Origin of the sequence: Hydrococcus rivularis NIES-593, from assembly GCF_001904635.1 — a bacterium.
GTDB classification, from domain to species: domain Bacteria; phylum Cyanobacteriota; class Cyanobacteriia; order Cyanobacteriales; family Microcystaceae; genus Hydrococcus; species Hydrococcus rivularis.
The window spans coordinates 36,027-50,210 of record NZ_MRCB01000028.1 but is presented as its reverse complement, the minus strand read 5'-3'; the positions used below and the strand labels follow the sequence as shown (position 1 = coordinate 50,210).

The following is a 14,184-nucleotide window of genomic DNA, read 5'->3' as shown; positions in this document are numbered from 1 at the left end:
ATGTTAAGTTTCAGGTTGTCTCAGCTTGAAGCTGACAATCTTCCAAGGATTAATCTCAGATATTTCCTTTAATGGCTGTTCTAATAAATCGACGGGAGTCTCACTTGCCCATTGCAGATCGCCCTTGAGAGAATGTTTCACCGTTCCTCCATGACATTCGTAACAGCGTAAAATCCAAGCATTTGGATCGTCTTCAGACTGTTTGAATGCCATTAAAATCAGATTTTCTGAATCTAAATCTAATAACTGACTTGTAGCAGGCAAAGAATGAGTCTTTTCCCTGTTATCTAGTTCGCCTGAGAGAACTGTTAGCGGAACATTCAACTCATATCCGTAACGAACTGTCTTTGCTGCTTGCCAACTTCCCTGGTGAGGATAAATAGCGTAAGTAAATTGATGAGTGCCTTTATCTGCCCCAGGATCGGGCCATTGAGGGCTGCGAAGTAAGGTGAGGCGTAACTGAGTCGGTTGGCTATCGTAGCCGTATTTACAATCGTTGAGAAGACTAACACCGTATTCGCGATCGCCTAAATCTGCCCAGCGCAGGGCATAAACTTCCCATTTGGCTTTTTCGGCAGGGGTTTGAGGATTGGTGGGACGTTTGATAGCCCCGCAGGGAATTTCATAGGTTGCGAAGTCACTTTCTACGTTTAAAGGAAAAGCTACTTTTACCAGGACGTGGGTTTCTTGCCAGTTTACCATTGTGGCGATTTTTAGAATGGGTGAGTTGGCATGAAGAACATAATCCTGACAAAATTCTGAGTTATTGAGTTGTTTGACGATCCGTACTCGCCATTGCAAGGGGCCGCATTCTAAATATCGTATGGATTTTAATCGTGCGGGCGGTAAAGGATGTTGAGCATAGTTGGGGTCGATATTCCAAGCATCCCAATATTGACCTTTGTCTTCAAACGCTTGTAGTTGATTTCCTGCCCCTTTGAGAATTTCCCGTCGATCGATGCGATCGAAGATGCTGTTTAGGTCTCCGGTTTCGGGGTTGATAATTACTCTAAGCTTTTCGTTTTCTAAAATAAAGTTTTGATGCGAGGTTAGTGGTTGATGGTTAGTGGTTGGTTGTTGGCACGGACATAGCCAGAAGAGACGATAACCAACTGAGGGAATATTTTTGGCTAGGAAGAGAAGTTGACCGTCTGCCGATAACTGGGATAGAAGTTTTTGTCCTGCTAAATCGTAGATTTCCCAGTTACCTGAAGGAATGGAACAAACAACAACTTCAGATCGTTGCCAATTGAGAGAGTTAAAGATAATAATAGGTCGAGCGTTTGGGTGAGGCGGTGGAGGTAAGGTAATCTGGGAGGCGATCGCACTCAATGATTTATTTAATACTTTCTGCCCGACTCTTTCTACTTCTTGCCAAGTTTCATTCGCTTCGACAAATACTTCTGGAATAGACGTTCCGGGTAGAATATCGTGAAATTGATTAAAAAGTACTTTTTTCCAAGCGTCTTCTAGTTCGGTTTTGGGATAAGCTTGACCCAGAATAATTGTTGCTAAAGAAGCCCAAAGTTCTGCTTGATATAATAATCCCTCGCAACGGCGATTGTAGGATTTTTGGTCGGCATGGGTCGTATAACAACCTCGATGAAATTCTAGATATAGTTCGTCGTTCCAAATGGGGAATGTTACTGGTTTGTCGTTAGTAGTTGGTTGTCGGTTTTCTACTAACGACTGACCACTTACCACGAACAAATACTCATCCGCTGTTGCAAACTTTATCTGAGGGAAAAAAGGAGATTGCCGCCAGCGTCGCTGCACTTCTAACATATCTCGACTGGGACCTCCGCCGCGATCGCCTACGCCAGGAAGCCAAAAAGTATCTTTTAATCCTGTTTGACGTTCCCAATCAATGGCATAGTTCGCCATTACAATCGGATTGGTATCCATCACCCCCATCACGTTCGGAGGAGACATCAGCGTTAATAACTGAGTTCCGTCGGGAGATTGCCACCAAAAAACGCCATGGGGAAACTTAGTCGTATCATTCCAGTGCAATTTTCCAGTGACAAAATATTCAATCCCGCTTTGCTTAAAGATTTGCGGAAGTTGCCAAGAAAAACCAAAACTATCTGGCAACCATGCAACTTGAGTAATTTCCCCAAATTTTTCTCTAATGTAGCGTTGACCGTACAGAAGTTGGCGAACGATAGATTCTCCAGAGGTTATGGTGACTTCCGGTTCGACCCACATCCCTCCTAAAACTTCCCAGGATTTAGCTTTAACAGCCTCTTGAATCGCTTTAAAGAGGTCTGGACGATGTTTTTCTATCCAGGCATAAAGAGCGGGGCTAGTGTGGCAAAACGTGAGTTCGGGAAAATCTTGTTGTAAATGGAGAACCGATTCAAAGGTGCGTTGGGCAACTTCCCAGGTTTCGCTAGTCGTCCACAGCCAAGCCATGTCAAGATGGGCATGACCGAGTAGATGGAAGCAGCGTTCTTTTATCGATGCGGCAAGGGGTTGTAGAGTTTGACGCAGATTTGACAAACAGCGATCGAATTTTTCTGCATCACAGACAACATTCCAGTCAATCTGTTGTGTGGCCGTTGCAAGAGCGTTTAATTTTTCAGGTTCAAATGTTTCTAAATATTGATGCAGTACCGTCAATTCGTCGGCAACAAAACCGGGTTCGATGGGATTGTGGGTTTTTTCATAGATTAACCGCGATCGCATTAATGCCCCAATGTCGTGTCCGGGGCTAACTAAGCGCAAGGCAACGGTAATGATTTCTCCAGGTTTGGCTGAAGGGGTAAGGAGAAGCCGTACAGAGGAATCGAATAAATCGCCTTCTTGTACTAATTTGCCGTTAACGAAAATTTGCGCTTGTTCTGCCCACCAAGTCAAAACTAGCCGCAATACCATTCCTTCTAGCGGATAGCCTTGTAGGTCTTGGGGAACAATAAATTGCTGCGCTAACCATTGTACTTGACGACCCGACGACCAGCAGAGGTATCCTTTTTCGTTAGGCTGAGCGAGTTGCCAATCGGAGGGATCGATCGCCTCAACCGATAAATCTTCGCTAGAATAGCGCCAACTAGTCTGTACGTCAATCTGTGTTAGTTGGCGCAGCTTTTCTTGCGTTTGAGCAATTGTTACTAAGATAGAGTCAGACAAGTCGATCCAGCATAGCAATAATATTAGTAAATTTTAGCTCCTATTAACCGATCGCCGCTCAAAGATGGCACGTCAGCGCTCCAAATCCGATCTTCCCACAAAGATTTGCCCCGTCTGCGGGCTATCTTTCACTTGGCGCAAAAAGTGGGCAAAATGTTGGGATGATGTTAAATATTGTTCGGAACGTTGTCGCAGACGACGATCGCAAGCCGAGCAATAATACTTTAATTTGTATCGTCTATTACATAGACCGATTGACGGAGTACCTTGTACTCATTAAAAACTTGTGAATATTTGTCGATCGATGATAATAGAATCGAGCAGATCTTTAATGTAAGCTATGAGCGATACGGTCTTCGGTAAGATTATTAGAAGAGAACTTCCAGCAGATATTGTCTACGAGGATGAATTATCCTTGGCTATCCGAGATATAAACCCTCAAGCCCCAACACATATCCTGGTTATTCCTAAAAAGCCGATTCCTCAGTTAGATGCCGCTACTTTAGAGGATCGAGATTTACTCGGTCATTTACTGCTAACTGTTAAAAAAGTTGCAGAGCAAGTAGGACTGGGCAATGGCTATCGAGTGGTCATTAACAATGGCCATGACGGCGGTCAAACCGTCTCTCATCTTCACTTACATATTTTAGGCGATCGCCAGATGAAATGGCCTCCCGGTTGAGAAAGGCATCGGACAGAAGATGTTAACTTGACGAGCTTTTTCGGGAAATCTATAAGTGTAACATTAAACTCCCTTATCGATCGATAGCTACTCCAATGAAGACGATTCTAAGCGCCTTAGTTGTTGTATCGGGGGTTGTTCTGACTCCCCTAGCCGTCCGTCCTCAAGAACATGCAGGCTGTTTCATGCGCGGTTCCAATGGTCAGTTAGTTGACCTCGGATATGTCTGCGCAGACACTACCGTTCAACCTCAAACCTCTGCATCGGGAACGTTTCGCGTCCCAATTAAACGCCGAGATGCTGGAATTCCCGTTATTGACGTGACATTTAATGGAAAACAACGCTTTGAGATGCTCTTAGATACCGGGGCAAGCGCGACGACAATTAGTCCCGAAATGGCTAAAGCACTTGGCATTAACATAGATAGAGAAATCCCCGTAGCAACTGCTGGTGGAGTCGTTCAAGCGGGCATAGGACGCGTTGCTTCAGTTCAAGCTGGCGGAATGGTTATTAAAGACTTAGATGTCCTAGTTTCTCCCCATCTTCCCATAGGACTTCTGGGACAAAATTTCTTTGGCGGTCACGATGTAACGATTAGAGATAGCGTAGTCGAGTTGCATATCCGCTAAGATTACATCACCTACCAAATAAAAAGAGGTGACGCAGAAACGCATCACCTCGATCGCACTTACACTTTAAGCTTTTTCGTTTTAGTAACGGCTGGAATTAGGCTTGTGAACGATAAAGCTCATCGTTTGGCACTGCTTAATGTTGTCAAAGCCAATGACGCGAATGTAGCAGTTGGAATACTCAGCACGGCATTCGCGCACTTCATTAAGAACTTCTTGGGGAGAAGTCGCACTAAATAGCGGCAACTTCCACAAAGTCCAGTGGTGATCGCTAGGTTGGGGATTTTCTTCAAACTCAACCGCAGGAATATATCCCTGGTCTAACATGTACTGGATCTGCTTGGCAATTTGCTGATCCGTCATGGGAGGCAAATAGGAGAGAGTTTCGTAACGGCGCTCTTTGGGTAATGTTTTCATGGGTTCTGTCTTCCTATCAATCTAAAATCTATGGTTGTGAGTCTGAAGATTCGTTTGGTTCCGAATCGGGGGATTCTGAGTGAGGCCTTGAAATGGTAGATTGGGTCTGAGTAAGGCGTTCCAATAACTGGCGACGGCGTTCCATATTCGCCTGACTAATACCCGTACGTACCATTTCTGGCAGGAAGTCTAATACGGTTTCAGCAAGGTGTTCTCTTACCGTCATGATCCGCAAGACTAATTCCTTGTTTTCTGCCATCAAGCCTTCCAGGTAAGCCTCGCTATCCTGAATGTTATTAGTAGAGGAATACTGCGAGAGCCAAATCGCCTGAGTCGGATTCGTTTCCGATAACTGATCGATGATGGTACGAACTGCTTGGTAAGTCAGGTAACTCTGTAAAACTTTTGCCGTATCGCGAGCAATTTTTTTAGGATACATTAATGCCTACCTGTCCCAACGGGGCTGTGTTGTTAGTTATGAAAGATTTGTTATTCCTTCAAAACTAACAATCATCTAAGGATTAGAGTGTATCCATCGCCTCAAACTCGAACTTGATTTCCTTCCACAGTTCGCAAGCAGCAGCGAGTTCGGGAGACCAGCGAGCAGCTTCGCGGATCACTTCGTTGCCTTCGCGAGCCAGCGAACGACCTTCGTTACGAGCTTGGATACAAGCTTCCAAAGCCACGCGGTTAGCCGTTGCACCGGGTGCGTTCCCCCAAGGGTGTCCGAGCGTACCGCCGCCGAATTGCAAGCAAGCATCGTCGCCGAAGATTTCTACCAGCGCGGGCATGTGCCATACGTGGATACCGCCGGAAGCGACGGGCATTACTCCAGGCATAGAAGCCCAGTCTTGGGTGAAGAAGATCCCGCGAGAACGATCTTCTTCTATGTAGTCTTCGCGCATTAGATCGACGAAGCCCATCGTGATGCCGCGTTCGCCTTCGAGTTTACCGACGACAGTACCAGAGTGCAGGTGGTCGCCACCAGACATGCGCAAGCACTTCGCCAATACGCGGAAGTGAATGCCGTGGTTTTTCTGACGGTCGATAACCGCGTGCATCGCACGGTGGATGTGGAGCAGCAAACCGTTATCGCGGCAGAACTTCGCTAGGGTAGTATTAGCGGTGAAACCACCCGTGAGATAGTCGTGCATGATAATGGGCGTGCCGATTTCCTTGGCGAATTGCGCCCGCTTGAGCATTTCTTCGACTGTAGGAGCCGTTACGTTGAGGTAGTGACCCTTGATTTCGTTAGTTTCGGCTTGGGCTTTTTCGATCGCCTCTTGTACGAAGAGGAAGCGATCGCGCCAGCGCATGAAGGGTTGAGAGTTGATATTTTCGTCGTCTTTAGTGAAGTCTAAGCCGCCGCGCAGAGCTTCGTAAACGGCGCGACCGTAGTTTTTAGCCGATAGACCCAGCTTGGGTTTAATGGTACATCCGAGTAGCGGGCGACCGTATTTGTTCAACTTATCTCGCTCTACAGTAATACCATGAGGAGGACCTTGGAAGGTTTTCAGATAGGCAACGGGAATGCGCAGGTCTTCTAGGCGTAAGGCACGTAGCGCTTTGAATCCGAAAACGTTACCAACGATAGAGGTCAGCATGTTGGTGACTGACCCTTCTTCAAATAGATCTAAAGGATAGGCGACAAAGCAAAAATACTGATTATCTTCGTTGGGAACTGGCTCGATGTCATAGCAACGACCTTTATAGCGATCGAGGTCGGTCAAGTTGTCCGTCCAAACCGTCGTCCAAGTTCCGGTGGAAGATTCTGCCGCTACTGCCGCTCCTGCTTCTTCAGGAGGAACGCCAGGTTGGGGCGTTACGCGGAAACAGGCGAGAACATCAGTATCTTTAGGGGTGTAGTCGGGAGTATAGTAAGTCAGGCGGTAATCTTTTACACCAGCCTGGAATCCTTGTGATTTGGCTTGTACCATTAGGTCATTCCTCCATAAATGTCATTTGTATTTCTCACTACTTTAAGATCGAGCGCCGGGGCGCGATCTCCACGGTCTCTTTGAGAAATTCTTTATAGTAAACTCTTAAGCTTCTAGAAAATTCCGAAGCCAACCATCCAGTTTGACTATCTGTTTTTCGAGTTCTCATCTTAACATAAATTTTAGATTATTCAGACAAAATTTTTTCTGATTTTTTTAAATTTCTGATTAGAAAATTTTTTCAGGTCTATTAATTCAGCTAATCGCCAATTTTTCTTTGTTAAAAAAATTAATAAAACGTTATTTATCAATACTTGAGCATTAAGATTTTTGTCTAAAAACCGATCGACAATAAAAGCCCGATGGCTCTCAGGCTACTGCTCAGAGCGCGAAAATCTTTATTCAATTGTTTCCTTTAGTTTAATTACTCACTCACGGTTTTGCTAATTTTCTCGCTCTTTAACTTTGTTGATTTTTTGAAGAAAAACTTTTTTATTCTTTAAGTATCTTTATGGGTAAAGTTAACTAAAAATAACGCTAATTGTCTCTCAAAATCTAGCTTTAGAGAAGTTCTTGGAATAGCTCCAGAATTTTTGCGAAAATGGCTATAAATCTCTCTAATCTTTATCTGGTTGAGAGCGCTTAAAAGAGTTGCGTTCTGGAAAAAGCGATACCAATAGCTGGTTGATATATACTTGACCGATAACGGGAGGCTTTGAGGTCTGGGAAGACGATTCGGGTTTAGTCTGGTGAGTATCGACTTCAACGGTTGATTCTACAGCGGACTTACTACTTTCTACTTCAGAAGGCGATTTAGTTTTTTCTGGACGTTCCTCGCTCTCCAATTTCCTTTTCGGTTTGAGGGGAGATTTCTTGGATTCCTGTACTGAAGTAGAGGAGTTATTATCAGCTACCGACGCTTTCGAGTTATCTGTCTGGGCTTCTACAACAATAGCGACCTGACGAGAAGGATCTCCAATCAACGATCCAGCTGGAATCACAGCCATCTTGTCCACAGAGGCATTAAAGATAGTTGTCGCCGAACCAATACAGGCGTTGCTGCCAATTTTAACTCGACCGATCGTCAACACTCCCGCTCCCAAGACGGCACCCTCTCCCACTTCGATCTCGCCATGGCAAGCATTAAGAACAGTGCCCATACCAACGCAGACTCCGGCTCCAATGACAATCCGACTATTGGGAGCGGCGTTGAGGATAACGCCTGGAGCAACTACCGCACTCTCGTGAATAGTGACATCTCCACTTACATAAAATTCTGAATAACTGACAGGTTGTACGGGCGGTAAATGCATACTTGGTAAAGGAAAAAGGAATAAGGAAAAAGGAAAAAAGAAACGCTTTTGCCTTTTTCCTTTTGCCCTTTTACTTTGTCATGGGCGTTGAATAACGGTTTCCAGTACGCGCCGCTTAGCTTTGGGGTCGATGCCAATTAAGCGGACGTATTCGCCTTGGTGTTCGCTCAGGCAAGCTTCCAGCGCAGCAACGACCTCAGATTCGCGATTGCTCTCGATGGGAGCGCAACTCTGCCAAGAACTGGTTCTGAAGCGGCGTTTATCGGCGTGTTCGGTGCCGATTTTATAGCCTTGCATCAAAAGGGAGCGCACTTGGGAGATGGTTTCGGCATCTAAGCTGCTGCTCACTTTTGCGCTCGCACTATTTGATGTGCTGTAGCTGGAGTCGCTAGAAGTTGAAGCTGTTGTTGTAGAGCTGTAACCGTTTTGGGCGCTATCTCCTGGGCGTTGAATGATAGTTTCCAGTACGCGCCGTTTTGCCTTTGGATCGATGCCCAACAAGCGGACGTATTCGCCTTGGTGTTCGCTCAGGCAAGCTTCCAGCGCAGCAACGACCTCAGATTCGCGATTGCTCTCGATGGGAGCGCAACTCTGCCAAGAACTGGTTCTGAAGCGGCGTTTATCGGCGTGTTCGGTGCCGATTTTATAGCCTTGCATCAAAAGGGAGCGCACTTGGGAGATGGTTTCGGCACTCAAGCCACCGTTACTGGTGGCAACACCAGCTTTAGTGCCGTTACTAGCTCCCCTGACTGACGATCCATTTGAGCTGATGCTTGCTGTTTCGCCGGGTCTTTGAATAATTAATTCTAAAACGCGCCGTTTAGCATTGGGGTCGATTCCTACTAGACGCACGTATTCTCCTTCGTGCTCGCTTATCGTTGCTTGTAAGGCACGGATAGCCTCCGATTCCTGTCTGGCATCGATGGTGGAACCCGTCAGCCAAGATCCAGTTTTAAAACGACGTTGGTCGGCAAATTCGGTGCCGATTTTGTAGCCTTGGTTAAGTAGCGATCGCACGTGAGACGCTATATCGCCGCTGATGCTTCCGTTGCCATCTCCCGATCTGACGGTCGTTCCGTTAGTTGCCGCCTTGTAACTGGTTGTTTTAGCGCTAGCAACGGGAGCGGGCGCATCTCCAGGGCGTTGAATAATCATCTCTAATACGCGCCGCTTGGCTTTGGGATCGATACCGATCAAGCGCACGTACTCGCCTTCATACTCGTTTAGGTAAGCATTCAACTCTTGCATAACTTGGTCTTCGCGCTTACCTGAAATCGTGCCGCAGGTGAGCCAAGAGCTAGTCTTGAAGCGGCGCTTGTCTGCGTGTTCCGCACCGATGGTGTAGCCTTGAGACAACAAGGAACGTACCTGTGCTCTGATATCCGAACTTAAACCCATACTCTCCATCGAATTTATATAGTTAGTTTCATTAGTGTCTTGTTCAGATCGCTTTAGCTGTTGCCGAATGGGAGCAATACAAGCAGCGTTTTGTGCACATTGATAACCTTCTCTCAGAGCGTCGTTAACTTCTACTACGTGATAGACAAAAGCGCGATCGCTCTCCTGCACGTCCGGCAGTCGATCTGCTTGTTGCTGGTTAACAATCGTCGCCCCCGATGGAATGTATTTTCCCGGCGGAATTTCCACATCTTGAATCAAGGCGTGCATCATAACGATACAGCCTTCCCCCACCCTGGCATTAAACACTGTCGAGCGAAAGCCGATAAAACAGCGATCGCCGACGTAAGCTGGTCCGTGAATCAATGCCATGTGAGTAATACATGCCTGTTTGCCAATCCAGACCGAATACTCTTTCCCATCATCCCCGACAACCCGTCCTTTTTCTAAACCGTGAATGACGACACCATCTTGAATATTTGTGCCTTCGCCGATATAAAATGGCGTTCCTTCATCGGCGCGAATGGACGTTCCGGGAGCGATTAACACGTTGGCATTGACCTTGACATCCCCGATCAAATTCGAGAAGGAATGTACGTAGGCGCTTTCATCTATTTGCGGTTCAGCTAAACTTTTCGACCAAGGAGTCGGGGGAGCCGCCTTAGTGCGGACTACCATTTTTACTCATTCCTCCCAATGTCAGTTATCAGTGGTAAAGACGCACTCTTATCGCGTCCGTGTCTGTACATTAGTTGCCCATTGTCAATTACCAGTTGTTAGGATTTGGAGTTCCCAATTAAAAACGATAACTCCAAGCTTGTATTGGTCACTGAGCGCCGAGTGCCGGTCTTCTATATTCGTCTTTTTTGCTGTAAAGTAGGCGATTTTCTACCGTTATCGTGTCGATAATTCCAACCACCATTGCATCTAGCGGACGAATTTCGCATCCACTCTCAATGCGGGCTGCGCCGCCTCTGGAAACTAGCACCCACTCATCAATCCCTGCGCCTACCGTATCTCCGGCGACCTCATATTTAGGGAGAAGTTGTCCGTCGGCATCGATAAACTGCAATAACAGGAGCTTCATTCCCGTCAGAGTGCGGGTTTTTTGGGTGCTAACAACCGTGCCCCGAACTTTAGCAATTTGCATTCCTGGTTCAGTCGCTCTATACTCTTCTGAGCGGTTGGGGATTAACACTCTCACGAAACTGCTCTACTGCCTCGGTATAGCGAATTGGCAGCACGTATTCCAAGTTTTCATGAGGACGAGCAATGATATGGTGAGACAGAACTTCTCCGCCCTTGACTCGCTTAGCATTTTGGATGCCTGCGGATACAGAAGCCTGCACTTCAGAAACATCGCCTCGAACAATCACTGTAACCCGTCCGCTGCCGATTTTCTCGTAACCGACTAAGGTGACGCGGGCAGCTTTAACCATCGCGTCGGCTGCTTCTACGACGGCTGGGAAACCCAAGGTTTCCACCATTCCAACTGCAATTGACATAAATCTTTACTCCAGAATCTTTGTTGTTTGTCATTTATCCTTTGACTAGGGACGAATGACCAATAATTAATGACTAATGACTAAATCTAATACGTTCGGAACTGCTCCACTTCTTCTGTATAGCGAATTGGCAACACGTACTCTAGGTTTTCGTGGGGACGAGCGATAATGTGAGTAGAGAGAACTTGACCGCCATTAACGCGATTAGCTGCGTCGATTCCTGCGGAGACTGAAGCTTGTACCTCAGAAACATCTCCCCTAACGATAACCGTCACGCGACCGCTACCAATTTTTTCATAACCGACTAAGGTGACGCGGGCAGCTTTAACCATCGCGTCGGCTGCTTCTACAACGGCTGGAAAACCTAAAGTTTCAATCATTCCTACTGCAATTGGCATTTTTGATTTCCTCGCTTATCAAGCCAAATTAAACCGATTTACAAACTGAACTAAGTAAGCAAAAACAAATTCCTACCTTGCTTTTTTTCCAACTTGGGAAGGACAACGATCGACTCCGGCTTCTTTTAGGGCTGCGACAGACCGAGCCGCTACTAGCTCCGATCGCTGATGTGCCTTACGTCTGAACTATCCCACTCCACTTAGCTGGTTGAAAAACTTGACGGGATTGGCTAACTTATCAGCCTTTAAAATCAAGCATAGGAAACCTTGTTCCCTTTGACAATATAAATCGCGATGATATTTTTTAATATTATAGTTAATAAAAGTTAATCCTAAAGATTGATTGCACTCTATCAAGCCATCGCAAGCAGAAAACTCCTTGAGGGGTTAAGACTGTTTTATAATCTTTTTATACTAATCGATTTAGAAAACTAGATGTAGATCGGTCAAAATAATGCAGGATAAAGATTTGACTATTATCTCGATCGAGCGAAGCAATAAGTCTGTTTTCACAAAAGTTATCTAGAGAGACGATTCTTCTATCCCAAAGAGAGTTTCTCCAGATTTGCTAGGTAATCATACCGAACTGATTCGGTCTGATTAGAAAAAATTACCATTCTCATAAGATTATCTATTGAGTTAAAAAGTTTATGGCTTAATCTCTAAGGTTAGGCTAATTTAAGCAACTCAATTGACATAAAACTTTTTAGAACGGCAATATAGATCGAATCAAAAAACCGCTTAGGCGGGTGTTTTTCTCGCTTTGAGTCCAAGGGCAATTTTAATGAGCGATTTCCTTCTCGAACATTGTTGGTTTATTCCTTTTTACAGCTTGATAGGCTCTTTTTTAACGCTGCCGTGGTCGATGAGAATCGTGCGTCGGACGGGACCGCGACCAGCAGCCTACTTCAATTTATTAATGACAACTATCGGCTTTATACACGGCTCAATAGCCTTTTATTTCATTTGGCAACGACAGACAGAACAATTAGTTTTTCACTGGCTTCAAGTTGCGGACTTAGATCTGACCTTGTCGATAGAGCTGTCTCCCGTCAGCCTGGGAGCATTAGAAGTAGTCACGGGGATCGGCTTGCTAGCGCAAATCTATGCTCTCGGCTATATGGAAAAAGACTGGTCGTTGGCTAGATTCTATAGTCTGATGGGCTTCTTTGAAGCGGCACTAGGGGGCATTGCTTTAAGCGACTCTCTCTTTCTCAGTTATGCTCTCCTGGAAATGCTAACCTTGTCTACATACTTATTAGTGGGCTTCTGGTACGCGCAACCTTTAGTCGTCACTGCCGCCAGAGATGCCTTTTTAACCAAAAGAGTCGGAGACATTATTTTGTTGATGGGATTAGTGGCCCTTTCTAGTTACGGTGCTGGGCTTTCTTTCTCCCAACTCGAAAATTGGGCGGCTACTTCGCCGTTAGCGCCACTGACAGCAACTTTGGTAGGACTATCTCTGATTGCAGGACCGACGGGGAAATGCGCTCAATTTCCCCTCAATCTTTGGCTGGATGAGGCAATGGAGGGACCGAACCCCGCAGGGATTATGCGAAATTCGATTGTCGTATCTGCTGGAGCGTATGTATTGATTAAACTCCAGCCTGTATTTACTTTATCGCCCATTGCCTCAGATGTCTTAATCGCGATCGGTGCAATCACGGCGATTGGCACGTCGCTAATTGCTCTCGCACAAATCGATATCAAGCGAACGCTCTGCCATTCTACGAGTGCTTATTTGGGGTTAGTCTTTATTGCGGTAGGGTTGGGGCACGTAGACATTGCCTTTTTACTTCTGTTGACCCATGGGGTTGCTAAAGCCCTCTTATTTATGAGTGCGGGGTCGATTATTATGACTACCAGCAACCAAAATATTACAGAACTTGGCGGTCTGTGGTCGCGGATGCCTGCTACAACCTCTGCTTTCGTCGTGGGATCTTCTGGTTTAATCGCGCTGATGCCGATGGGAATGTTTTGGACGTGGCAGCGTTGGTTGAATGGCTCTTGGAACGTTGATTGGTGGTTGTTAGGGGTACTGTTATTCGTTAATTTCCTGAGTGCAGTGAATTTGACTCGCGTCTTTCGTTTGGTGTTTCTCTCTCAAGCGCAAAGCAAAACCCGCAGATCGCCGGAAGTGCCTTGGCCGATGGCATTGCCAATGGTCGTTTTGACGGTTATTGTCCTACTGACTCCCTTAGCTCCGATTCGATGGCCGTTGTGGTTGAGTCCGACAACTCCCCTAGCCAATAGCGATCGCGCTATTTTTCAATACGCAATCCCCTTATTGGTGGCATCGAGTTTATTTGGCTGTATGATGGGAGCTACTCTAGAGCTGCGTCGGTCTTGGGCTAGACCGACGCAACTTTACCTGCGGTTTTTCCAAGATTTGTTTGCTTACGACTTTTACATCGATAAAATTTACAATTTCACCGTAGTTTGGCTAGTAGCTTCACTATCGAAATTAACATCTTGGTTCGATCGCTACGTTATCGACGGAGTCGTTAATTTTGTCAGTCTGGCTACCATTTTTGGCGGCAATGCCCTTAAATATAATGTTTCCGGTCAGTCTCAGTTTTATCTGCTGACTATTGTGCTAGGTGTAAGTTTCTTGCTATGGTCGGTGCTTAGCGGTCAGTGGACGATCGTAACAAATTATTGGTCGTCGCTTCTCAGTCAATAGTTAGCGGTTAGTGGATAGTAGTTAGTAGGTCAAGGATCGATTAACTACTAACGACTAACAACCAATCAAACCATCATTTTTATAAGGAGATAA

At 45.9% G+C, this 14,184-nt stretch carries 13 protein-coding genes; 4 read left to right on the top strand and 9 right to left on the bottom strand.

The window, feature by feature from the left end; translation table 11 throughout:
- Positions 1 to 3: 3 nt before the first annotated feature.
- Positions 4 to 3,129, bottom strand: coding sequence for a glycoside hydrolase family 38 N-terminal domain-containing protein (locus NIES593_RS18280; protein ID WP_083602485.1), 3,126 nt, complete (start codon positions 3,127 to 3,129; stop codon positions 4 to 6).
- Between the two features lie 64 nt (positions 3,130 to 3,193).
- Here NIES593_RS18280 and NIES593_RS18275 point away from each other — a divergent pair, with 64 nt between their 5' ends.
- From NIES593_RS18275 to NIES593_RS18265, 3 genes are all read left to right on the top strand, one after another.
- Positions 3,194 to 3,349, top strand: a complete 156-nt coding sequence (locus NIES593_RS18275; RefSeq protein ID WP_073600939.1) for a DUF2256 domain-containing protein — start codon at positions 3,194 to 3,196, stop codon at positions 3,347 to 3,349.
- Positions 3,350 to 3,469: 120 nt separating this feature from the next.
- Complete coding sequence (locus NIES593_RS18270; RefSeq protein ID WP_073600938.1) at positions 3,470 to 3,811, top strand: histidine triad nucleotide-binding protein; 342 nt, start codon at positions 3,470 to 3,472, stop codon at positions 3,809 to 3,811.
- A 95-nt stretch (positions 3,812 to 3,906) separates the two neighbouring features.
- Positions 3,907 to 4,440, top strand: coding sequence for a retropepsin-like aspartic protease family protein (locus NIES593_RS18265; RefSeq protein ID WP_073600937.1), 534 nt, complete (start codon positions 3,907 to 3,909; stop codon positions 4,438 to 4,440).
- 81 nt (positions 4,441 to 4,521) lie between these two features.
- Here the strand turns inward: NIES593_RS18265 and NIES593_RS18260 are convergent, their stop codons facing one another.
- From NIES593_RS18260 to NIES593_RS18225, 8 genes are all read right to left on the bottom strand, one after another.
- Positions 4,522 to 4,857, bottom strand: coding sequence for a ribulose bisphosphate carboxylase small subunit (locus NIES593_RS18260; protein WP_015142087.1), 336 nt, complete (start codon positions 4,855 to 4,857; stop codon positions 4,522 to 4,524).
- 28 nt (positions 4,858 to 4,885) lie between these two features.
- On the bottom strand, positions 4,886 to 5,296 hold the full coding sequence (gene rcbX / locus NIES593_RS18255) for a RuBisCO chaperone RbcX (protein WP_073600936.1): 411 nt from the start codon (positions 5,294 to 5,296) through the stop codon (positions 4,886 to 4,888).
- An 82-nt stretch (positions 5,297 to 5,378) separates the two neighbouring features.
- Positions 5,379 to 6,794, bottom strand: a complete 1,416-nt coding sequence (locus NIES593_RS18250; RefSeq protein ID WP_073600935.1) for a form I ribulose bisphosphate carboxylase large subunit — start codon at positions 6,792 to 6,794, stop codon at positions 5,379 to 5,381.
- 617 nt (positions 6,795 to 7,411) lie between these two features.
- Positions 7,412 to 8,107, bottom strand: a complete 696-nt coding sequence (gene ccmN, locus NIES593_RS18245; RefSeq protein WP_073600934.1) for a beta-carboxysome scaffolding protein CcmN — start codon at positions 8,105 to 8,107, stop codon at positions 7,412 to 7,414.
- 78 nt (positions 8,108 to 8,185) lie between these two features.
- Entirely contained in the window at positions 8,186 to 10,183 is a 1,998-nt protein-coding gene (gene ccmM / locus NIES593_RS18240; protein ID WP_073600933.1) for a beta-carboxysome scaffolding protein CcmM, read from the bottom strand.
- A 148-nt stretch (positions 10,184 to 10,331) separates the two neighbouring features.
- On the bottom strand, positions 10,332 to 10,655 hold the full coding sequence (gene ccmL, locus NIES593_RS18235) for a beta-carboxysome shell vertex protein CcmL (RefSeq protein WP_073600932.1): 324 nt from the start codon (positions 10,653 to 10,655) through the stop codon (positions 10,332 to 10,334).
- A 16-nt stretch (positions 10,656 to 10,671) separates the two neighbouring features.
- Positions 10,672 to 11,010: a carbon dioxide-concentrating mechanism protein CcmK gene (locus NIES593_RS18230; protein ID WP_073600931.1), complete on the bottom strand. Its 339-nt coding sequence runs from the start codon at positions 11,008 to 11,010 to the stop codon at positions 10,672 to 10,674.
- Positions 11,011 to 11,096: 86 nt separating this feature from the next.
- Positions 11,097 to 11,408 carry a carbon dioxide-concentrating mechanism protein CcmK gene (locus NIES593_RS18225; protein ID WP_015142080.1) on the bottom strand — a complete coding sequence of 104 codons (312 nt, stop codon included), beginning with the start codon at positions 11,406 to 11,408 and terminating at the stop codon, positions 11,097 to 11,099.
- Between the two features lie 784 nt (positions 11,409 to 12,192).
- Between NIES593_RS18225 and NIES593_RS18220 the strand changes: the two genes are divergently transcribed.
- Entirely contained in the window at positions 12,193 to 14,091 is a 1,899-nt protein-coding gene (locus NIES593_RS18220; protein WP_073600930.1) for an NAD(P)H-quinone oxidoreductase subunit F, read from the top strand.
- Positions 14,092 to 14,184 lie beyond the last annotated feature (93 nt).

Bases quoted from the DNA above. Each gene is read 5' to 3' on its own strand.
- NIES593_RS18275 (WP_073600939.1), top strand. From the start codon at position 3,194: ATGGCACGTCAGCGCTCCAAATCCGATCTTCCCACAAAGATTTGCCCC.
- NIES593_RS18270 (WP_073600938.1), top strand. From the start codon at position 3,470: ATGAGCGATACGGTCTTCGGTAAGATTATTAGAAGAGAACTTCCAGCA.
- NIES593_RS18265 (WP_073600937.1), top strand. From the start codon at position 3,907: ATGAAGACGATTCTAAGCGCCTTAGTTGTTGTATCGGGGGTTGTTCTG.
- NIES593_RS18260 (WP_015142087.1), bottom strand. From the start codon at position 4,857: ATGAAAACATTACCCAAAGAGCGCCGTTACGAAACTCTCTCCTATTTG.
- rcbX (WP_073600936.1), bottom strand. From the start codon at position 5,296: ATGTATCCTAAAAAAATTGCTCGCGATACGGCAAAAGTTTTACAGAGT.
- NIES593_RS18250 (WP_073600935.1), bottom strand. From the start codon at position 6,794: ATGGTACAAGCCAAATCACAAGGATTCCAGGCTGGTGTAAAAGATTAC.
- ccmN (WP_073600934.1), bottom strand. From the start codon at position 8,107: ATGCATTTACCGCCCGTACAACCTGTCAGTTATTCAGAATTTTATGTA.
- ccmM (WP_073600933.1), bottom strand. From the start codon at position 10,183: ATGGTAGTCCGCACTAAGGCGGCTCCCCCGACTCCTTGGTCGAAAAGT.
- ccmL (WP_073600932.1), bottom strand. From the start codon at position 10,655: ATGCAAATTGCTAAAGTTCGGGGCACGGTTGTTAGCACCCAAAAAACC.
- NIES593_RS18230 (WP_073600931.1), bottom strand. From the start codon at position 11,010: ATGTCAATTGCAGTTGGAATGGTGGAAACCTTGGGTTTCCCAGCCGTC.
- NIES593_RS18225 (WP_015142080.1), bottom strand. From the start codon at position 11,408: ATGCCAATTGCAGTAGGAATGATTGAAACTTTAGGTTTTCCAGCCGTT.
- NIES593_RS18220 (WP_073600930.1), top strand. From the start codon at position 12,193: ATGAGCGATTTCCTTCTCGAACATTGTTGGTTTATTCCTTTTTACAGC.